Below are 19165 nucleotides of genomic sequence, written 5' to 3'. Positions count from 1 at the left end.
ATTTCTGCAGCTCAGCGGCCGGAATCGATTGATCCTTCACGGCTTGCTTACCATTCGGGCGTATCGCGGACGCCATGTTTCACGACACCGCTCTCGCGCGCGCCGCCAAGGCCGATCCGCGGCCGATATCAGCCGTCAGCACCGGGTGCGGCATGGCCGGGCTCGCCGGCTTGCTGATCTGGATTGGCGTTGCGCGCTATTACAGCATGGACGGCCCGTTTGCCGCACTGGTCAATGTCGCGGCCTGCGGCGTGCCGATGGTGTTGTGGGCGGTGCTGGTCGACAAGGTGTATCTCAACCCGACCACCGGCATCGACTGGTCCGCGCCCAGGCCGTGGCGCGAGACGATCGATATCAGCCTCACCAAGCTGGCCGGGCTATGGGCCACCTGGGCCGCGATCGCCCTTATCTATGCCACCGAGCGTTTCTACTGGCAGGGCAATTTCCAGTTCTCGATGTGGTGTTTCCAGGTGGCGGCGCCTGGCTTGTTCGCTCTGTCGATCCCCTATGTGCTGTGGATGGATCGCCGCGCGGTCGAGCCGAAGGATGGAGCCTGGGCGCTCGGTGCCTGGCTGATGGGCCTGAAGGAGCCGATCGACAAGGAAGCGATCTACGCTCATCTGCGCAGCTGGGGGGTGAAGGCATTTTTCCTCGCCTTCATGCTCGCGATCGTGCCCGGCGGATTCGGCGAATTCATCCGCGGCGACGCCTCGCAGGTGCTGCGCGATCCGGTCGCGCTCGCCAACTGGCTGATCACCTTCATGTTCCTGATCGACGTCGCCTTTGCGACGGTCGGCTATATCCTCACCTTCCGTCCGCTCGATTCGCATATCCGCACTGCGACGCCCTATGCTGCTGGCTGGATGAGCGCGCTGATCTGCTACCCGCCGTTCATCCTGATGGGTGAAAACGGACCGCTCGATTATCATCCCGGCACCTCGGAATGGTCGGTCTGGTTCGCCGGGCATCCAATCATCCTGAGCGTGGTCGGCGCAGTGCTGGTCGGGCTGACCGCAATCTATGCCTGGGCGACGATCGCGTTCGGTTTCCGCTTCTCCAACCTGACGCACCGCGGCATCCTGACACACGGGCCCTATGCCTTTTCACGTCACCCGGCGTACCTGTCCAAGAACCTGTTCTGGTGGATCTCGACCATCCCGTTCCTGACCACCGGCAGCCTGACCGACGCGGTGCGCGCGACGATCCTGATGGGCGCGGTCAGCGGCGTCTATTACTGGCGCGCGCGGACCGAGGAACGGCATCTCGGTCTTGACCCGGCCTATCAGGACTATTCCGCCTGGATGGCGCGCAACGGCCTGATTCCGCGCTTCTTCGCCTGGGTGACGGGAAAGCCGCTGCCCCAGAAATAACGTCGCGAAATCAGAAGCGCATCTCGTCATAGACCTTCGAGACATCGCCGCCCCAGGCGCCGTGATAGCGCTCGAGCAGCAATTCGGCCGGCACCTTGCCCGACCGCACAATGTCGCGCAGCGGGTCGAGGAACCCTGTCTCGTTGCTGCCCGATGCATCGACCCGCGCTCGTGCGGTCAGCCCGGCATTGGCGATGTCGAGCACCTCGCCGGCGATATCGCGCAAGATGCCGCCACCCGGGATCGGCGCATTCAGCGCCAGCTTCGGCACTGCGTCGCGCAGCGCCTGGCGCTCCTCGATCGTCCAGTTCTTGACCACGTCCCAGGCCGCGTCGAGCGCGCCATTGTCGTAGAGCAGGCCGACCCACAAAGCGGGCAGGGCGCAGATCTTGTTCCACGGCCCGCCATCGGCGCCACGCATTTCGAGGAAGGTCTTGAGTCGCACTTCGGGGAACGCGGTCGAGAGATGGTCGGCCCAGTCATCGACCGTCGGCTTCTCGCCCGGCAGGACGGAAAGTTCGCCCCTCAGGAAATCGCGGAAGCTGAGGCCGGCGGCGTCGATATATTTGCCGTCGCGGTAGACGAAGTACATCGGCACATCGAGCGCATAGTCGGTGTAGCGGTCATAGCCGAAGCCGTCCTCGAACACGAAGGGCAGCATGCCGGTCCGCGCCGGGTCGGTGTCCGACCAGATATGGCTGCGGTACGACAGCATGCCGTTCGGCTTGCCCTCAGTGAACGGCGAATTGGCGAACAGCGCGGTGGCGAGCGGCTGCAGCGCCAGGCCGACGCGGAACTTCTTCGCCATATCGGCTTCGGTTTCGTAATCGAGATTGACCTGGATCGTGCAGGTGCGGAGCATCATGTCGAGCCCCATCGACCCGACGCGCGGCATGTGCCGCAGCATGATCGCATAGCGCCCCTTGGGCATGATCGGCAGTTCGGCGCGGCTCTTGTCGGGCCACATGCCGAGACCGAGAAAGCCGATGCCGAACTTGTCGCCGATCGCCTTGATCTGTTCGAGGTGACGGCCGGTCTCGGCGCAGGTCTCGTGCAGATTGTCGAGCGGTGCGCCCGACAGCTCGAACTGGCCGGCCGGCTCCAGGCTGATGCTGCCATCGGCGCCGCTCAGCGCGATGACCTTCCCGCCCTCCAGCACCGGGCGCCAGCCATAATCGGTCAGCGCGTCGAGCAGGTCCTTGATCCCGCCGGGCTCGTCATAGCTCGGTGCGTGATGATCGGTCAGCGAGTAGACGAACTTCTCATGCTCAGTGCCGATGCGCCAATCCTTGATCGGCTTCTCGCCCTTGGCGAAGCTCGCGACGAGTTGATCGCGGCTCTCGATGACCGCTGCGTTGTTCTTTGAAACGGTCTTTGTGCTCATGGCGCGCATGTAGCGCCGGCAAGGACGGGGCGCTAGTGGGGCGGAATATTACCAGTCGCCCTTAGCCGCCATCCACACCGATATGGCGGCCGCCGCGGCCGTGTCCGCGCGAAGGATGCGGGGGCCCAGGCCGATCCCGATCGCGTCCGGCACGGCGCGAATCGCGTCGCGCTCTTCGCTATCGAATCCACCCTCCGGCCCGATCAGGATCGCTGCTCCGCCAGTCGCGCCGCGCATCGCGTCGAACGCCGGCACGCCGCCGGTTTCGTCGGCGAAGAACAGAGTCCGCCCCGCCGGCCAGTCGCGCAGCAAGGCGGCGAGTTTCACCGGTTCGGCCAGCTCGGGAATCGCGGTGCGCCCGCATTGCTCGGCCGCCTCGATCATATGCGCGCGCAGCCGGTCGAGGTTGAGCCGGTCGACCACCGTGCGCCGCGTCAGCACCGGCACGACCCGTCCCACCCCCAGCTCGCACGCCTTCTCCATCGCCCAGTCGATCCGGCCCTTCTTCAGCGGCGCCATGCACAGCCAGAGATCGGGCACCGCCTCGCGTTCGCGCAGCCGTTCGGTCACGTCGAGCATCAGGTCGCGCTTGCCGACCGCGCTCGCCACGCCGAGCCATTCGCCGGTCCGGTCGTCGAACAGCTTGACCGGATCGCCCACCTTCATGCGCATGACCGAGACGAGATAATGCGCCTGCGGCCCGTCGATCCGGATCGACCCGGGCGCAAGTTCGATGTCGACGAACAGCCGCGGCGTCGATTGCGGCGGCCAGGCGGGGGTAGCGGGCATGCTGTCGTCCTACGGCCCAAACCCAATCACCGCAACGAGCGCAAAAGGCCAAGCAGGGCTTGCATGGCCGAAAGCGAAGGTCGATCGCAGCCGCACTGGACCGGCGCTAGAAGCATCGGCACATCAAGGAGCCGCTCATGCCGACCACCGCCAGCCTGATTGCCTTTGGTCTTCTCGCATTGGGCATGGCGCTGACGCCGGGGCCGAACATGATCTACCTGATCTCGCGCTCGATCGGACAGGGCCCCAAAGCAGGCTTCATCTCGCTTGGCGGCGTCGCGCTTGGCTTTCTGTTCTACATGTTGTGCGCGGCGTTCGGCATCACCGCTTTCATGATGGCGGTGCCCTTCGCCTATGACGCATTGCGGATCGGCGGTGCGCTTTATCTCCTCTATCTTGCCTGGCAGACGATCAAGCCGGGCGGCCGATCGCCCTTTCAGCTGCGCGACCTGCCGGTCGATGGTCCGCGGCGCCTGTTCGCCATGGGCTTCGTCACCAATTTGTTGAATCCGAAGATTGCGGTGATGTACCTCTCACTGCTGCCGCAATTCATCGATCCGCACCGCGGCAGCGTGCTGGCTCAGTCGCTGGTGCTGGGTTCGGTGCAGATCGTGGCGAGCGTCAGCGTCAATGCGATGGTCGCATTGATGGCCGGATCGATCGCCACCTTCCTCGCCGGCCGGCCGCGCTGGGCGACCGTGCAGCGCTGGATCATGGCGACCATGCTTGGCGGTCTGGCGGTGCGCATGGCGACCGAAGCGCGGCGGTAAGGACTCCTTTCAAATCTGCACTGTTTCGATATGATAACGAGGAGTCGATCAAAGGGGGCAACATTGAAAGCGTCATGTCTCGCAGTCCCGCTGATGCTGGCGCTTGCCGGCTGTCAGGCACAGCCGGAGCAAACCGGGTATGCGGCCGGCCAGCCGAATCGTGGCCGCTATGTCGGAATCGGCATCTACAATGCCGGCCCGCTCTGGCCGAAGTTGAAGCTTGCCGATCCATCGAAGGACAAGCCGATCGATGCGGCTGCCCCGACCCTTGCCGACGACTCGACCATCATCGTGGTGGTCGACAGTCAAACAGGGGAAATCCGTCAGTGCGGCGATATGTCCGGCTACTGCACGCGCTCCAACCCGTGGTCGAAGTCCGCGCTCGGCGCGCCTGTAAGCCTGACCAAGCACGCGGCCGATCTGCAACGCGACGAGGCAGCGGAGGAAACCACAACGGTCACCAATGCCGTGGAACCGAGGCCCAAGGCGCGCTGATCGGAAGCCTGTTGCCGATCGCGGCGCATGGTCTAGACACGCCATATGTCGCCCGCCGAGATCACGCCTGACACCGAACATCGCGGCCTGGTTGGTGCGCTGCCCGCCGCGCTCCGGCCCTTTGCGCTGCTGGCGCGCTTCGACCGGCCGATCGGATGGTGGCTGTTGTTCTGGCCCGGCGCCTGGGCGGTCGCGCTCGCTGGCGGGGCGATCGAGCGCTGGGATCTGATCCTCTGGCTGCTGCTCGGCGCGATCGCGATGCGCGGGGCGGGGTGTGTCTATAACGACATCGTCGACCGCGATCTCGACAAGCAGGTCGCGCGCACGCGCAGCCGGCCGCTGGCGAGCGGCGCGGTGTCGCTCAAGGCGGCCTGGGCCTGGCTCGTGCTGCTGTGCCTGATCGGGCTCGCGGTGCTGGTGCAGCTTCGTCCCCATGCCGCCATCGTCGCGCTGCTCAGCCTCGCGCCGGTCGCGGCCTATCCGTTCATGAAACGCATCACCTGGTGGCCCCAGGCCTGGCTTGGCATCGTTTTCTCCTGGGCGGCTTTGGTCGGGTGGAGCCAGATCGCCGGGACGCTCGCCGTGCCCGGCCTGCTGCTCTATGCCGGCTCGATCGCCTGGGTGATCGGGTATGACACGATCTATGCGCTGCAGGACCGCGAGGACGATGCGCTGATCGGCGTGCGATCCTCGGCCTTGCGCATGGGCACCAAGGTGCGCCCCGGCGTCGCCGGCTTTTATGCGGTGGCGCTGGCGCTGTGGGGTGGAGCGATCTGGCTGATCCGGCCCGACCCGATCGCGCTGGCCGCGCTGCTGCCGGTTGCGCTGCACTTCAGCTGGCAGATCGCGACGCTCGACCCGGCCGATGGCGCAGGCGCGCTGGATCGGTTCCGGAGCAACCGGTTTGCCGGGTTGCTGATGTTCGGTGCCTGCTTCGTGGTCGGGACGGCATCGACGCTTTAGCGGATGTTAGAGCGTCATCGGCTTAGGTGGAATCACCTTCCCCGTTCGGGCTGAGCCTGTCGAAGCACCGTTCTTCTTCTTCTGCTGCGTTAGAAAGAGAAGAACGGCCCTTCGACAAGCTCAGGGCGAACGGAAGGGAGAGGATCAACTCAACTCAACTCAACTCAACTCAGCTCGAAACCGGCGCTAGAAGCTCGCGCCGTCGACCTTTTTCAGCGTGAGGCCGTCGAGATCGACCGTGGGCACGCAGCGCAGGTTGATCGCCGCCATGCGCGCGCCGCCCGGGCCGACACCCGTGGCGAAGGGCTGGCACCCGCAGGTCTCGCAGAAGCGGTGTTCGATGTTGTGCTTGTTGAACAGCCATTCGGTCGTCGCTTCTTCACCGGCGGTGACGCGGAACTGGTCGATCGGGACGAAGTCGAGCAACAGGCCCTTGCGGCGGCAATGCGAGCAGTTGCAGCTCATCGCGGCGGTCGGCGCGTCGCCTTCGACTTCGAATTTTACTGCGCCGCAATGGCAGCTGCCGGTGTAGCTCATGTCCTGCTCCTGTCGTTCTTATTATGTTCGGCTGGCTAGCGGGTCCGTCATGATAGGTCAACGGCAGATCCAGACCATGTTGAACGCGCTCAACGGTTGATAAACGCAGCTCAGGCGCTGCCGGGTTCGATTGATCGTAAATCGGCGTGTGATGGCTCTCATGTGCGTCATGGTTGCGCCGGGGCTTCCCTCAACCTAAGTCCGCTCGATGCTGACCACCGACCAGGCGCGCGACCGCGCCGCTGATATCGTCACCCGCGCCAAAGCCGCCGGAGCCGACGCCGCCGACGCCGTCTATGCCGCCGATACCGCGCTCGACGTCTCCGTTCGCCTCGGCGCGCTGGAGGATGTCGGGCGGTCGGAAAGCGCCGAACTCGGTTTGCGCGTCTTTGTCGGCAGCCGCTCGGCCAGCGTCTCGACCTCCGATCTGTCGGCCGATGCCCTGACGGCATTGGTCGATCGCGCCGTCGCCATGGCGCGCGAGGCGCCGGAAGACGCCTGGGCTGGTCTCGCGCCGGCGGACCGGCTGATGCGCGGCAATGCGCCGCAGCTCGATCTCGACGATGGCGGTGAGGTTGCGCCGGCCGATCTGAAGACCGCTGCGCTGGCCGCCGAAGATGCGGCACGCGCCGTGTCCGGCGTCACCAACAGCGAAGGCGGCGGGGCCAGCGCCTCGCGTTCGATCTGGGCGCTCGCCACCAGCCACGGCTTTGCCGCATCCTATGCCGCGACCGGCTATGGCATCTCGGCCAGCGTGCTGGCGGGCGAGGGCGGGGCGATGGTCCGCGATTATGCCCATCACGGTGCGCGCCACCGTACCGGCCTTGAGGATGCGACCACCGTCGGCACCCGCGCCGGCGAACGCACCGTCGCCCGCGCCAATCCGGCGACGGTGAAGAGCGGCGCGATGCCGGTGGTGTTCGATCCGCGCGTCGGTTCCTCGATGCTCGGCCATCTGATCGGCGCGATCTCCGGCCAGGCGATCACGCGCAAGACCAGCTTCCTGCTCGACTCGCTCGGCACGCGCATCTTTGCCGAAGGCGTGACGGTCGCCGACGACCCGCATCGCCCGCACGGCCTGCGCTCGCGCCCGTTCGACGGCGAAGGCCTGCCGGTGTCGCCGACCGAGTTCGTCTCCAACGGCATGCTTGAAACCTGGCTGCTCGACAGCGCCTCGGCGCGCCAGCTCGGGCTTGAGCCGACCGGCCATGCCGCGCGCGGTGTCGGCGGCAACCCTGGGGTCGCGACCAGCAACCTGTTCATGGCCGCGGGCAAGATCCCGCCCGAAACGCTGATCGCCGATGTCGCGCACGGCATCTATGTCACCGAGCTGATCGGCATGGGCGTCAATGGCGTGACCGGCGATTACAGCCGCGGCGCGGCGGGTTTCCTGATCGAAGACGGTGAGATTGCCGGGCCGGTTGCGGAATTCACCATTGCTGGCAATCTGAAGGACATGTTCCTCAACTTGACGCCGGCCAACGATCTCGAATTCCGCTATGGCAGCAACGTGCCGACCCTGCGCATCGACGGCATGACGGTGGCCGGTGCCTGAAGGGCCCGATTTCGATATTCTGGCGGACCAGATCGCGACGATCGCAGCCGAGGCGGGCGCCTTCGCCTTTGCCAAATGGCGCACCGACTTCAAGCAATGGGAAAAGGCGCCGGGCAATCCGGTGTGCGAGGTCGATCTCGAGGTCAATGTGCTGGTGCGCCAGCGGCTTGAGGCATTGCTGCCCGAGGCCGGCTGGCTGTCGGAGGAGACGGTCGACAACCAGGATCGCCTGGCCTGCAAGCGGCTGTGGGTGGTGGATCCGATTGACGGCACGCGCGACTATGTCCGCGGCCGCGCCGGCTGGGCGGTGTCGATCGCGCTGGTCGAGAATGGCCAGCCAGTGATCGGCGTGCTTGATGCGCCCGCGCGCGGCGAAGTGTGGCGTGCCGAGGCGGGCAAGGGCGCGACGCTCAACGGCGCGCCGATCCATGCCGGAACCCGCGCCGATTTTCCCGGATCGCGCGTGCCGACCGACACGCTGCCCAGGGTCGACAGCGATCTGGTCGCGGTCGACAAGCCCAATTCGATCGCGCTGCGCATCGCGATGGTCGCCGCCGACCAGGCCGATCTCGTCGCGACGCTGCGCTGGGGCAATGAATGGGACGTGGCGGCGGCGGTGCTGATCGCGGCCGAGGCGGGTGCGGCGGTCAGCGACGCGCTGGGCCAGAAGCTCCAGTTCAACACGCCGAGCGCGCAGGCCTTTGGCGTGCTCGCGACCACGCCGGGCATCCATGCGGCCGCGGTCGAGCGGCTGAGCGAGCGGGCCAGGGCGTTGTCGAAATAGCACACCCCCTCATCCGGGGAGGATGAAAGGCGGATAGCGCAGCGCGGACACACAGCTGGTATCCAGTCCTTTGGCAATGCCGGCGGCATAAAGCCTCGTCGAGAGCGAGACCGTGCAGTCATTATAAGGCGTATGCCCTGCAGGCAGGATGACCTGAATACCGTTGGGGAAAGAACGTAGCATCATCTTGCCCCAGGCGGGCGGCGTGACCGGATCCACCTCGCCCGAGATGATCAGTACCGGGACGTTCGATTTGACCGGCGCGTAATAGTCCTTCGGAACATGTGTCCGAGGCCAGATCGCACAGGCGGCCATCTGACTTCTGACACGCTGATCCCCGATAAAGCTACCCTTCGTCGCGCGCGCGACCTCGTCCGGCCGGATGCGCCTGACATCCTCGCTGCAGGTGAAGGACAGGAGCAGGCCGGTGCGAATGCTGTTGGCGAGGCGGCGGCTGCTGAGCATCGCGGCCTCGGCGAACGGCGCGAGGTTCCCCATTTTGGCATCCTGAAGCAGGCGCGGCACCCGTCGGCCAGCGTCCGCGGAGTAGAGCATGACGCGAAGCGCATCGGCGAAGCCGGAGGCGGACAGAATCACCTGCAAGGGGGCATGGGTGATCGGGTGAGCGATCGTGACATGTTCCGGCTTTGCCCGGAGCCGGTTCAGCACGGTCCACAGGTCGGCGCTGATATAAGGATAAGCGGCATGACAAGAGGCATCGGCCGCGCATTGTTCGACAAGCAGATCGAAGGCCCGCTGTGCGGCTGCCGCGTGATAAAGCGGCGCACGATTTTCCACCGGCACCGAGCTGTTCAACACGGCGGCACGAACATGGTCGCCAAACATATGAATGTAGATCAGTGCCGCGCGCGTGCCATAGGATCCGCTGTCGATATTGATTGTCTCAAAGCCCATCGCCCGCCGGAGATCGTCCAGGTCGCGCATTGCGGCCATGGTCGTATATTGCGTGAGGTCCGCGTGCCGCTGGAGTTCGTCGCGACATGCGGCGAAACCGGCCCCCGCCGCCAGAAAGGGCTCGAGATAGGCTTCCGGCGTCTCGTCCGAACCGCCAGGACAGTCGAGTGCATGACCCTCGCCGGTGCCGCGTACATCCATGAAAACCAGATCATGGTCGGCGAATTCTCCCTCCTTGTAATCGGACGCGAGCTCGGTCGCGGCCTGGCCGGGTCCACCGCCCAGCACGAAGACCGGTTCCCGGGCCTTGCCCGAGCTGGCCGGCAGCACGATCACGCGCAGTGGCAGCGTTCGTCCGCCCCTTTGCCGGTTTTCCGGCACGGTGAAGGTGCCGCATTTCGCGTTCCGCCCCGGACCGCCGGTTGCTTCCGTGTCGCCGGGCCGCAGGATGCGGCACGGCGCGAATGACAGTCCCGCCGCCTGATCGGCTTTTGCCGGCGGCGGGGAGAGTTGGGCGGGGGCCGGCGACGCCATCGCGGCGCAACTCATTAGTAGCGCCAGCAAACTCGAACAGGATCGCTGCATGTCCCGCCTCCCGTTTTGCACCACCCGGCACAGCGCGGGATTCTCCCTGTTATTGCCAATTAACAGGGAGAATAACAGGGAGCGGCACTTTTTTTTGCCCGTTTCGCGCCGAATTGTTGGAGATAATCTCTTTATCTCTCAATGCCATGATGGCCATTCTCCCTGTTATTGCGGAACAGGGAGAATTCCCGCCGGAACAGGGAGCGGATTTGCCCGGAACAGGGAGTGACCCTGCGAAGAACAGGGAGCGGCGTTTCAAGCGTTGCGTGAAACCGGCTGTGAGAGGATGGCCTTTCATTGGTGCGGTTCTGACAGCTTTCGCCATTCCGTTGAATCGCGCGCGGCACCACGGATTCAAATAACGACGATCGCCGATAGTCACCCTGTTGACCCTCACGCGACGTGAGGGACTATGGCCCGATCCCGCGGAGACGAAGGGTCGACAATGAAGAATTATACCGTCAGCCAATTGGCGCGACTGTCCGGCATATCGGTCCGGGCATTGCACCATTATGACGAGATCGGTCTTCTGAGGCCCGCGTTCATCGGCAATAACCGCTACCGCTATTATGGCGAGGAGGAGCTGTTGCGCCTGCAGCAGATCCTCATCCACCGCGAACTCGATATCCCGCTGGTGCAGATCCGCGCGATCCTCGACGCGCGGGATTTCGACCGCCTCGCGGTGCTGCAGAGGCAGCGCGAGCGGCTTGAGGAGCAGGCAGCGCGCTATGCCGATATGGTCAGGACGATCGACCGCACGATCGCCCGATTGAAGGGAGAATGCGCCATGACGGACGCAGAACTATATTCGGGCATCGTTTCACCCGAAAAGCAGGCCGGGTATGAAAGCTGGCTGGTCGAACGTTTTGGACCCGGGATGGAGCGCCAACTCGAGACGAGCCGGACGGCGATGGCGAACCAGACCGAGGCGGAGCGCGCCGCGTCGATGAAGGCGCTCGAAACCATCGAGACTGCCCTGGCCGATGCATTGCGGCAGGGCGTTTCGCCGCAAGCGACGGCGCTTGACCCGCTGATCGATCGTCATCGTGCCTGGGTGGCATCGAGCTGGGGCAGGGACGCGACGCCCCAGGCCTATGCCGGGCTTGCCGATGTTTATGAGCATCCCGATTTTCGCCGTCGCTATGAGTCGATCGAGCCAGGATTCGCCGACTATCTGATGACGGCGATGCGCAGCTGGGCGACGCGGCAGGCATGAACGGGGGCGGGGTGTTGGGCCTTATCTGGCCCGGCCCCGCCATTGGTTGAACTACGGTGACACCGCACTTAACCCCTAAATTTTGGCACCCCCGCCTTGTTGGCTCGCTATCGGGGGTTAAGTAAACTGTCACCGAAATCCCTGTAAACTGTCACCGAAATCCCTATAACGATGCGGCCAAGCGGATACTCGATAAATGAGCGTGATCCATCCTGTTAAACTGATACTGACCATGCTCGTTGTGCTTTTCGCCGCGTCTTGTGGTGGGAAGAAGAATTCGGCATCGGAATCTGCGTTGCTGCAACGCTCGTCACCGTTCGGTGAAACTAAGGGCTGGGATATGTCACCTCCCTTGTCGTTAAAAGAGGTTCAGGGCATGCGAGATCGCGCATACCAATTTTGTTCAGATAGGAAGAGTAAAGATAATAAATGTTTGAAAGAACAGGATGCATCTCTTAATTTCTATGTTAAGTCATTTAGTATAAGGCGTATACTACTGGAAAATACTTCTGACTCAGCGCCTTTTGCCACCGCAATCCGTAGAAATCCTGCCGCGCTCGATCAAGTGCATCGCTATTGCCGGAGCGTCTATGTTGATCATGGGGCCGGAGATGCTCGCGAGCTTGGCCCTTGTATGGCGGCGGGGCTCGGCGCCGATTTCTTCGGGGTGTTACCAGTCGATTAAACCCTAGCGAAACATCAAGGCTGGCGCCGTCGCGGTGGGACGAAATGCTGCGGACTGTCAGATCGTGGAGTATCGACGGCCTCTCGTGACCGGCAATCCCTTGTCATAGAGCACCCAGATCATCGGGCGTCAGCTTCCCAGCCCATCCTCGCGATACTTGATCTCCAGGAACCGTCCGCGCGTCGCGAGCAGGTTGAGATCGCCCTCGGCCAATTGCGCCGACATGCCGGCAATCTGCTCGTCGATCACTTTCAGCCCGTCGGCGAGCTGCTGATCGGGCGTCTTGCCGTTGCGGGGTACGGTGCGCAGCGCCTGCGGCACGCGGCCATAGCCCTTGAGCAATTCGGGCAATTGCTCACCGATCAGCTTGCGCACTTCCGCTGCCGCCGGTTCCTGTTCGTTCAGATCGACCATCTGCGGCGCCAGCGCTTCCAGCCGCACGCCGATCCCGTCGACCAGAGTCTGTGCCGGCGCGGGCAAAGCGGGGCGCTGTGACTCCAGCCATTGCTCGGTCTTCATCGGCAACAGCTTGAGCGGTGTCTGGTTGAACGTCTCCGGTTTCACCTCGGGTACGGTGGGGAAGATCGCGAACAGCAGGGTCGCCGCGACCAAGGCCGCCATCACCAGCATCGCGCCGCCAATGCCGAGCGGCACGATCCAGCCGACCACCACCGCGCCGATCAGGATCGCGACGTCGGCCGCCACGATCCGGCCGAGCCGGGTCATGATCTCGGTGCCCTGGCGCTTGCGCCGCCGCGCCGCCAGCGCGGCCGCGCGCTCCCGCGTGCGGTCGAGATATTCGGTGCTGCGCGCGATCTGGCGATCGACGTCGGTCATCTTGTTTCACTCACTCTTATCGGGCCTCCGGTTATAGGGCCTCCAGCTTGAACGTCTCGCCGCCCGACCCCTTGTTCTGCGACTGGCCTTCGGCGCGGGCGATATAGCCCTTCGACTTTTCGACCTCGTTGCCAAGCGCGGTGACGGTGGTCTTCATCGAGTCGAGCGCCTTCAGCTTGAAGGTGTCGATCGCGTCCATCGTATCATAGATGTTCTGGAACGCGCGCTGCAGCGTTTCGAGCGGGATGGTCGAGGCCGCGGCCTGTTCGTGAATCTGCGCGGTCTGGCTCTTGAGCAGCTTGCCGGTCGAATCGATGATTCCGGCGGTGGTCGTGTTGAGCGCGGTGATCTGGTCGAGCACCAGCTTCTGGTTGGTCAGCGCCTGCGCCACGGTCACCGCGGTGCGCAGCGCCGACACGGTGGTGGTCGAGGCGCGGTCGACGCCTTTCACCAGCTCGACATTGTTCTTCTTGACCAGGTCGAGCGCGAGATACCCCTGCACCGTCACCGCCATCTGAGTCAGCAGGTCCTGGGTACGCTGGCGGACATAGAAGAGCGCAGTCTCGCGGATCGCCTTGGCCTTGGCCGGGTCGGTATGGTCGAGGTCGTTGGCCTTTTCCTCGAGCTTCGTGTCCATCGTCTGGGACAGCAGGATCATCTGTTCGAGCCGCCCCATCGCGGTCCACAGATTGGCGCGCTCGACGTCGATCGCGGCATTGTCCATCAGCAGCTCGTCCTTGCCGCTGCCGAGCGACTTGAGGATCGAGGAGATGTGCGTCTGCGACGATTTATAGCCGTCGAAATAGTTGCGCATCTTGTTGCCGAACGGCAGGATTCCGAAAATCTTGCGCGGCGCGGTCAGGTTGCCGCGCCGGCCCGGATCGAGATCCTCGACGGTGCGGCGCAGTTCGGCGAGATCCTTGCCGACGCCGGTTTCCTGATCCATCGCCTTGGTCGGCCGGTCGAGGAAGCGGTTCGACTGTCCCGCGGCATCGCGGATTTCCTTCTGGCCCATCGCGCTGATCGCATCGACGCGCTTGCCGAATTCGGGCGAATTGACGTCCTGTGCGACCAGATCGTCAATGAAGGTGTCGACCCGGGTCTGCAATTGCGTGCGGGTGCTGTCGTCGACCGGCACCAGTCCGACCGCCTTTTCGGGCGCCACCACGGGCACGGGATCGGGCGGGGTCAGCACCAGATCGGGCGTCTGGGTCTCAGTTGCGGTCGCCATGCTCTTCTCCAGCGTCGTGTGTCGTGCCCTAGATGCCGCTGAACGCCGTTACGTTCAACTGTATTAATGATGTAATACGCTAGTCTCTTTTGGCAAGCCGGGCGGAAATCACGGCTGACAGCATCAATTGCATCTGGTGATACAGCATCAGCGGCAGGATGACTGCCCCCGCGATTGCCGCGGGAAACAGGATGCGCGCCATCGGCGCGCCGGTGGCGAGACTCTTGTGTGCGCCGGAGAAGAGCAGGGTGATGCGGTCTTCGCGGCTGAACCCCAATGCCCCGCCGATCGCCCAGGCAGCGGCGAACGCCGCGAGCAGCAACAGCAGGACGATGAGCGCCAGCCAGCCAAGCTCGGCCGCACTGATCCGGTTCCATAACCCTTCCGCCGCGGCATCGGAAAAGGCGACGAACACGGCGATCACGATGGTCAGCTTATCCATCATGCCCGCCAGCCTGGCATGACGCTGAAGGGCTGGCTGGATCGGCGCGCGCAGCACCTGCCCGAGCGCGAAGGGCAGGAGGAGGAGCAGGGCGATCCTGCCCACACCACCGAACGACACCGCGCCGAACGCGCTGCTCGCGACGGCCGCGAACAGCAACGGGGTCAGCACCACGCCGAGCAGGTTCGCCGCCGCCGCCGCGATCACCGACGCCGCGATATTGCCGCGCGCGATCGACGCATAGGCGATCGACGATTGCACCGTGGTCGGCAGGACGGTGAGGAAGATGATGCCGAGCAGCAATTCGGGCGCGATCCATCCGCCCAGCGCGTGGCTGAGACCGAGCCCGACCATGGGGAACAGCAGATAGCCGAACCCGAGCACCGCGAGCAGCAGCCGCCACCGCGTCAGCCCGTCGATCACTGCGTCGCGGCTCAGCCGCGCGCCATGCAGGAAAAAAAGCAGGAAGATCGCCGCATTGGAGATCCAGCCGATCATATCGAGCGCCCGCCCGCGCAACGGCAATAGGGTCGCCACGGTTACCGTTGCGACCAGGATCAGGATGAAATGGTCGGGAATCAGGCGGCGGAGCAACGGCATGGTGTCGCACTAGGCGTCGCTGGTCAGTGCCTCAATCCAAACCCGGACTCTAAACGCCGGCCTCGATCCGCTCGCGTCGCCACACCGTGAAGCGTGCGTTGCGGGTCGATTTCATCGCCCGGCGCAGGGCGTTGCGGTCGAAGCCCGGCCGGTTGCCGATCCGGGCGAGCAGCGATTTGCCCTCCGGCGTGGCGGTCGGCAGCACGAACAGGATGCGGTCCTCGGCATCGGCGAGCAGCCAGCTGATATCGGACGGGATCGTGTCACGGGTTTCGATCATCACCTTGGCGACGCGGCCCAACGTGCGATAGCGTGTCGTGTCGCGAAACCGCGCCGGCCGTCCTCCACAACGAATGACCTCGGCCTGGCCCTGGCCCATGCCCTCCTGCCATTGTTGCAGCCAATCGAACAGCTTCACCGCGACTCCCCCGAACCACGCCAATGATATTGCCCGATCCGGCGCGATCCGGAAGGTGAAATCGTCATCGACACTGTCCCGAATCCGGGCTGGCGCCATTGGGCGCCGGGCGGGAATGCTGCAGTCCCGTTCCGCGACCCCTTTCCGCGACGCAGCATTTGCGCTAGGGGCGCGCGCTACATCTTCAAGCAAAGCACCGGATACCCTTATGAGCCTCCGCAATGTGGCGATCATCGCGCACGTCGATCACGGCAAGACGACTTTGGTCGATCAGCTGTTCCGTCAGTCGGGCACGTTCCGCGACAACCAGCGCGTCGAAGAGCGTGCGATGGATTCGAACGATCTCGAAAAAGAACGCGGCATCACGATTCTCGCCAAGTGCACCAGCGTCGAGTGGGACGATCATCACGGCCACAAGACGCGCATCAACATCGTCGACACGCCCGGCCACGCCGATTTCGGCGGCGAGGTGGAGCGCATCCTGTCGATGGTCGACGGCGTGATCCTGCTGGTCGATTCGGCCGAGGGCGCCATGCCGCAGACCAAGTTCGTGACGGGCAAGGCGCTGGCGCTCGGCCTGCGTCCGATCGTCGTGGTCAACAAGGTCGACCGCAGCGACGCACGCATCCAGGAAGTGCTCGACGAAGTGTTCGACCTGTTCGTCAGCCTCGAGGCGAGCGACGAGCAGCTCGACTTCCCGGTGCTCTACGCATCGGGCCGCAACGGCTATGCCAGCACTGACGAAAATGCGCGCGAAGGCACGCTGACCCCGATGTTCGAGACGATCGTCAAGCATGTGCCCGCGCCGAGCGCCGATCCGAACGGCCCGTTCAAATTCCTCGTCACCCTGCTCGACCGCGACAATTTCCTCGGCCGCATCCTGACCGGCCTGATCTTCTCGGGTTCGGTCAAGACCAACATGCAGATCCACGCGCTCGACAATGACGGCAAGATCGTCGAGACCGGCCGCGCGTCGAAGATCATGGCGTTCCGCGGCCTGGAGCGCGTGCCGGTCGATGAAGCGCAGGCGGGCGACATCATCAGCCTTGCCGGCCTGACCACCGCGACCGTGTCCGACACGATCTGCGACCCGAGCGTCAGCGAGCCGCTGCATGCCCAGCCGATCGATCCGCCGACGCTGTCGATGCGCTTTGCGGTCAATGACAGCCCGATGGCCGGCCGCGAAGGCAGCAAGGTCACCAGCCGCATGATCCGCGACCGCCTGTTCCGCGAAGCCGAATCCAATGTCGCGATCAAGGTCACCGAGGCGGCCGACCGCGACAGCTACGAAGTCGCCGGCCGCGGCGAGCTTCAGCTCGGCGTGCTGATCGAGACGATGCGCCGCGAAGGCTTCGAACTCGGCATCAGCCGCCCGCGCGTGCTGTTCAGCGAGGATGAGGACGGCAACAAGACCGAGCCGTACGAAACCGTCATCATCGACGTGGACGAGGAATATTCCGGCACGGTGGTCGAGAAGATGAACATCCGCAAGGCCGAAATGACCGACATGCGTCCCTCCGGCGGCGGCAAGACCCGCATCACCTTCTCGGCGCCCTCGCGCGGCATGATCGGCTATCACGGCGAATTCCTGTCCGACACGCGCGGCACCGGGATCATGAACCGGCTGTTCGAGAAATATGGCCCGCACAAGGGCAAGATCGAAGGCCGCAAAAATGGCGTGCTGATCTCCAACGGCGCCGGCGAAGCCAATGCCTATGCGCTTGGCCCGCTGGAAGAACGCGGCATCCTGATGGTTGCGCCGCAGGAAGCGCTCTATGAAGGCATGATTGTCGGCGAGAATGCCAAGACGGACGACCTTGAGGTCAATCCGATGAAGGCCAAGCAGCTGACCAACTTCCGCGCGTCGGGCGGCAAGGACGATGCGATCCGCCTGACTCCGCCGTGGCGCCTGACGCTCGAACAGGCGATCGCCTATATCGACGATGACGAGCTGGTCGAAGTGACGCCCAAGTCGATCCGGTTGCGCAAGCGCTACCTCGATCCGCACGAGCGTAAAAAGGCGAGCCGCGCCAAGGCGGCGTAACCGCCGTCCCCATCCGGCTCCCGGCGGGAGCTCGGACGGGCGGGACTTATGAGGGAAATCCGTGGGGGCGCTCGATCATGGGCGTCCCTTCCTTGCCTGATAATCAGTTTTCAGCAGCTAAAGCTCCGACCCCGTATCCGGATCATGATAGACCGGCTGGCGTTTGCAGTTTTCCGCCCGTGAGGCGGCCAATCCGTCAAGCTTGGCCTCGATTTGGCCTATGGCGGCAGCCGCTTCCCGGAGCGGCTCGAGTGGCAATTTACCCGAAGCGAGCGGCCGCTGTAAGCCATAGACATCGTTGGCAATCCTGAGCATCGACCAGTCGATCTCGCGGCTCGATCCGGAATAGGCCAAAAGTGCCGAGAGTGGAAATACCGCTCGTCCCGCATGTTTGTCAGCGCCGCGATAGACAAGGGCGCTGAGCGCCTGCGGTGGGCCGTGCCGCTCATTTTGCAGGCGCAGTTCACTGACATCCGGCAGGTGATGGTCCCGCCGAACGAAGATATTCAACGAACCTTGTAAACTGCTTAATCGAAATCTTTGGTGGGAACGAAAAACCGACCAGTTCACTGAGTACCGCAGTCCCCCGGCTATGGTCGATTTCGACGACCAGCTGGCGCTGTCGCTATCTTCAAGGACGCTTCCATCGTCGCCGATGACTCTGGTGGCGGTCATTGTGCCGCCAACCAGTTCGACACGAGCGTCGCACTGCCAGATATACCGTTCGATGCGTTGTTCGTCGGGCTGGCCCCATGAAGGCAACGTCGATGCTGCCAGCAAAAATTGCTTCATCATCCACTGAGGGTGACATTGGGGCCGATGGTTTACAATGGGTCGGACCAGGGGGGTGGATCCGTGTGGGGCGGGCACGCTGAGCAGAGATTGCGATGACGGGGGCCGATCGCGATGATGGGGCTGGCGCCTGTCGGAATCGCGTCTAATCTCCCGCACATCTCAACCGGGGGGTGACGATGAAACTGCTGATGCGGCCCTGGCGCCATTATTTCGATTTCAGAGGGCGTTCGCGGCGCCTGGAGTGCCTGTTGTTCTGGGGGACCTTTTATGGCGGCCTGATCGTGCTCGCGATCGGTGGGACGATCATCACGGCATTGCTGCAAGGCGACTCGGCACCATCGACCGGCGGAAATGTCGAGCCGACCGTGGTGGGACTCCTGATCTTCCTTGCTGCGTCGATCATCCCCGCGGCGTCACTCAGCGTCCGGCGTCTACATGACCTCGGTATTTCGGGATGGTGGCTGATGATCTGGTTCGTGCCGGTGCTGGGTCAGATGCTTGGCTGGGTGTTGTCGTTCATCATCATCTTCATTCCCTCGCCGGGTGGAGGGAACCAATATGGCCATGATCCGCGCGACCCGATGGAATCAGGCGATACCGAGGCACTCGACCGGATCTTTGCCTAGCCGGCATTCGATCCGAACGGAGAAGGGCAGGGTTTACTGACGTGCCGCAACATCCGCCGCGATGATTGGAAACGCGGAACTCTCATGATCGGCGGCGCGGGCGACGACCGCAAGCGGTGTCGCC

19 protein-coding genes are annotated in these 19165 nt (G+C 64.0%); 10 read left to right on the top strand and 9 right to left on the bottom strand.

Translation table 11 applies throughout. The features are described from left to right. Positions 1 to 74 precede the first annotated feature (74 nt). Positions 75 to 1370 carry a methyltransferase family protein gene (locus ACRECS_RS22350; protein ID WP_431585172.1) on the top strand — a complete coding sequence of 432 codons (1296 nt, stop codon included), beginning with the start codon at positions 75 to 77 and terminating at the stop codon, positions 1368 to 1370. Positions 1371 to 1380: 10 nt separating this feature from the next. Here ACRECS_RS22350 and ACRECS_RS22345 read toward each other — a convergent pair whose 3' ends face one another. Beyond that, entirely contained in the window at positions 1381 to 2754 is a 1374-nt protein-coding gene (locus ACRECS_RS22345) for a glutamate--cysteine ligase (protein WP_431585171.1), read from the bottom strand. Between the two features lie 48 nt (positions 2755 to 2802). Then, positions 2803 to 3543, bottom strand: a complete 741-nt coding sequence (locus ACRECS_RS22340; protein ID WP_431585170.1) for a 16S rRNA (uracil(1498)-N(3))-methyltransferase — start codon at positions 3541 to 3543, stop codon at positions 2803 to 2805. A gap of 137 nt (positions 3544 to 3680) precedes the next feature. On the opposite strand from ACRECS_RS22340, the gene ACRECS_RS22335 reads away from it, so the two are divergent. The 3 genes from ACRECS_RS22335 to ubiA all read left to right on the top strand — a co-directional run bounded on the left by ACRECS_RS22335 (position 3681) and on the right by ubiA (position 5771). After that, positions 3681 to 4313, top strand: coding sequence for a LysE family translocator (locus ACRECS_RS22335; protein WP_431585169.1), 633 nt, complete (start codon positions 3681 to 3683; stop codon positions 4311 to 4313). A gap of 93 nt (positions 4314 to 4406) precedes the next feature. After that, positions 4407 to 4808, top strand: a complete 402-nt coding sequence (locus tag ACRECS_RS22330; RefSeq protein ID WP_431585168.1) for a hypothetical protein — start codon at positions 4407 to 4409, stop codon at positions 4806 to 4808. A gap of 45 nt (positions 4809 to 4853) precedes the next feature. Beyond that, the gene (gene ubiA / locus ACRECS_RS22325; protein ID WP_431585167.1) at positions 4854 to 5771 is read left to right on the top strand and encodes a 4-hydroxybenzoate octaprenyltransferase; all 918 of its coding nucleotides are present in this window, start codon (positions 4854 to 4856) and stop codon (positions 5769 to 5771) included. 186 nt (positions 5772 to 5957) lie between these two features. Here ubiA and ACRECS_RS22320 read toward each other — a convergent pair whose 3' ends face one another. Then, positions 5958 to 6308: a GFA family protein gene (locus ACRECS_RS22320; RefSeq protein ID WP_431585166.1), complete on the bottom strand. Its 351-nt coding sequence runs from the start codon at positions 6306 to 6308 to the stop codon at positions 5958 to 5960. Between the two features lie 208 nt (positions 6309 to 6516). Between ACRECS_RS22320 and ACRECS_RS22315 the strand changes: the two genes are divergently transcribed. Both ACRECS_RS22315 and ACRECS_RS22310 read left to right on the top strand, forming a co-directional pair. Beyond that, positions 6517 to 7863 carry a TldD/PmbA family protein gene (locus ACRECS_RS22315; RefSeq protein WP_431585165.1) on the top strand — a complete coding sequence of 449 codons (1347 nt, stop codon included), beginning with the start codon at positions 6517 to 6519 and terminating at the stop codon, positions 7861 to 7863. Then, positions 7856 to 8647, top strand: a complete 792-nt coding sequence (locus ACRECS_RS22310; protein WP_431585164.1) for a 3'(2'),5'-bisphosphate nucleotidase CysQ — start codon at positions 7856 to 7858, stop codon at positions 8645 to 8647. Before ACRECS_RS22315 ends, ACRECS_RS22310 begins: the two co-directional genes overlap by 8 nt. Before the next feature lie 9 nt (positions 8648 to 8656). Here the strand turns inward: ACRECS_RS22310 and ACRECS_RS22305 are convergent, their stop codons facing one another. After that, the gene (locus ACRECS_RS22305) at positions 8657 to 9898 is read right to left on the bottom strand and encodes an alpha/beta fold hydrolase (protein ID WP_431585163.1); all 1242 of its coding nucleotides are present in this window, start codon (positions 9896 to 9898) and stop codon (positions 8657 to 8659) included. 694 nt (positions 9899 to 10592) lie between these two features. Between ACRECS_RS22305 and ACRECS_RS22300 the strand changes: the two genes are divergently transcribed. Both ACRECS_RS22300 and ACRECS_RS22295 read left to right on the top strand, forming a co-directional pair. Next, entirely contained in the window at positions 10593 to 11363 is a 771-nt protein-coding gene (locus ACRECS_RS22300; RefSeq protein ID WP_431585162.1) for a MerR family transcriptional regulator, read from the top strand. Between the two features lie 196 nt (positions 11364 to 11559). Then, entirely contained in the window at positions 11560 to 12048 is a 489-nt protein-coding gene (locus ACRECS_RS22295) for a hypothetical protein (protein ID WP_431585161.1), read from the top strand. A gap of 129 nt (positions 12049 to 12177) precedes the next feature. Here the strand turns inward: ACRECS_RS22295 and ACRECS_RS22290 are convergent, their stop codons facing one another. The 4 genes from ACRECS_RS22290 to ACRECS_RS22275 form a co-directional block, all read right to left on the bottom strand. After that, positions 12178 to 12885 (bottom strand): hypothetical protein, encoded by a 708-nt coding sequence (locus tag ACRECS_RS22290; RefSeq protein ID WP_431585160.1) that lies wholly within the window; start codon positions 12883 to 12885, stop codon positions 12178 to 12180. A 31-nt stretch (positions 12886 to 12916) separates the two neighbouring features. Then, positions 12917 to 14116, bottom strand: a complete 1200-nt coding sequence (locus ACRECS_RS22285; protein ID WP_431585159.1) for a toxic anion resistance protein — start codon at positions 14114 to 14116, stop codon at positions 12917 to 12919. A 79-nt stretch (positions 14117 to 14195) separates the two neighbouring features. After that, entirely contained in the window at positions 14196 to 15158 is a 963-nt protein-coding gene (locus ACRECS_RS22280; protein ID WP_431585158.1) for a bile acid:sodium symporter family protein, read from the bottom strand. A 49-nt stretch (positions 15159 to 15207) separates the two neighbouring features. Next, positions 15208 to 15576: a hypothetical protein gene (locus tag ACRECS_RS22275; protein ID WP_431585157.1), complete on the bottom strand. Its 369-nt coding sequence runs from the start codon at positions 15574 to 15576 to the stop codon at positions 15208 to 15210. Positions 15577 to 15784: 208 nt separating this feature from the next. Here ACRECS_RS22275 and typA point away from each other — a divergent pair, with 208 nt between their 5' ends. Further along, entirely contained in the window at positions 15785 to 17620 is a 1836-nt protein-coding gene (gene typA, locus ACRECS_RS22270; protein WP_431585156.1) for a translational GTPase TypA, read from the top strand. Between the two features lie 117 nt (positions 17621 to 17737). On the opposite strand, the gene ACRECS_RS22265 is transcribed toward typA, so the two are convergent. Further along, positions 17738 to 18412, bottom strand: coding sequence for a hypothetical protein (locus tag ACRECS_RS22265; RefSeq protein ID WP_431585155.1), 675 nt, complete (start codon positions 18410 to 18412; stop codon positions 17738 to 17740). 179 nt (positions 18413 to 18591) lie between these two features. Between ACRECS_RS22265 and ACRECS_RS22260 the strand changes: the two genes are divergently transcribed. Next, positions 18592 to 19041, top strand: coding sequence for a DUF805 domain-containing protein (locus ACRECS_RS22260; RefSeq protein WP_431585154.1), 450 nt, complete (start codon positions 18592 to 18594; stop codon positions 19039 to 19041). Positions 19042 to 19165: the final 124 nt, after the last annotated feature.

Source organism: Sphingomonas sp. (genome assembly GCF_050725575.1).
Lineage (GTDB): Bacteria > Pseudomonadota > Alphaproteobacteria > Sphingomonadales > Sphingomonadaceae > Sphingomonas.
Note: the sequence above shows the minus strand (reverse complement) of the source record. Positions and strands in the feature narration are given on the sequence as shown.

Coding starts and splice junctions, on each gene's coding strand:
- ACRECS_RS22350 (WP_431585172.1), top strand. CDS start 75: ATGTTTCACGACACCGCTCTCGCGCGCGCCGCCAAGGCCGATCCGCGG.
- ACRECS_RS22345 (WP_431585171.1), bottom strand. CDS start 2,754: ATGAGCACAAAGACCGTTTCAAAGAACAACGCAGCGGTCATCGAGAGC.
- ACRECS_RS22340 (WP_431585170.1), bottom strand. CDS start 3,543: ATGCCCGCTACCCCCGCCTGGCCGCCGCAATCGACGCCGCGGCTGTTC.
- ACRECS_RS22335 (WP_431585169.1), top strand. CDS start 3,681: ATGCCGACCACCGCCAGCCTGATTGCCTTTGGTCTTCTCGCATTGGGC.
- ACRECS_RS22330 (WP_431585168.1), top strand. CDS start 4,407: ATGCTGGCGCTTGCCGGCTGTCAGGCACAGCCGGAGCAAACCGGGTAT.
- ubiA (WP_431585167.1), top strand. CDS start 4,854: ATGTCGCCCGCCGAGATCACGCCTGACACCGAACATCGCGGCCTGGTT.
- ACRECS_RS22320 (WP_431585166.1), bottom strand. CDS start 6,308: ATGAGCTACACCGGCAGCTGCCATTGCGGCGCAGTAAAATTCGAAGTC.
- ACRECS_RS22315 (WP_431585165.1), top strand. CDS start 6,517: ATGCTGACCACCGACCAGGCGCGCGACCGCGCCGCTGATATCGTCACC.
- ACRECS_RS22300 (WP_431585162.1), top strand. CDS start 10,593: ATGAAGAATTATACCGTCAGCCAATTGGCGCGACTGTCCGGCATATCG.
- ACRECS_RS22295 (WP_431585161.1), top strand. CDS start 11,560: ATGAGCGTGATCCATCCTGTTAAACTGATACTGACCATGCTCGTTGTG.
- ACRECS_RS22290 (WP_431585160.1), bottom strand. CDS start 12,885: ATGACCGACGTCGATCGCCAGATCGCGCGCAGCACCGAATATCTCGAC.
- ACRECS_RS22285 (WP_431585159.1), bottom strand. CDS start 14,116: ATGGCGACCGCAACTGAGACCCAGACGCCCGATCTGGTGCTGACCCCG.
- ACRECS_RS22280 (WP_431585158.1), bottom strand. CDS start 15,158: ATGCCGTTGCTCCGCCGCCTGATTCCCGACCATTTCATCCTGATCCTG.
- typA (WP_431585156.1), top strand. CDS start 15,785: ATGAGCCTCCGCAATGTGGCGATCATCGCGCACGTCGATCACGGCAAG.
- ACRECS_RS22265 (WP_431585155.1), bottom strand. CDS start 18,412: ATGAAGCAATTTTTGCTGGCAGCATCGACGTTGCCTTCATGGGGCCAG.
- ACRECS_RS22260 (WP_431585154.1), top strand. CDS start 18,592: ATGAAACTGCTGATGCGGCCCTGGCGCCATTATTTCGATTTCAGAGGG.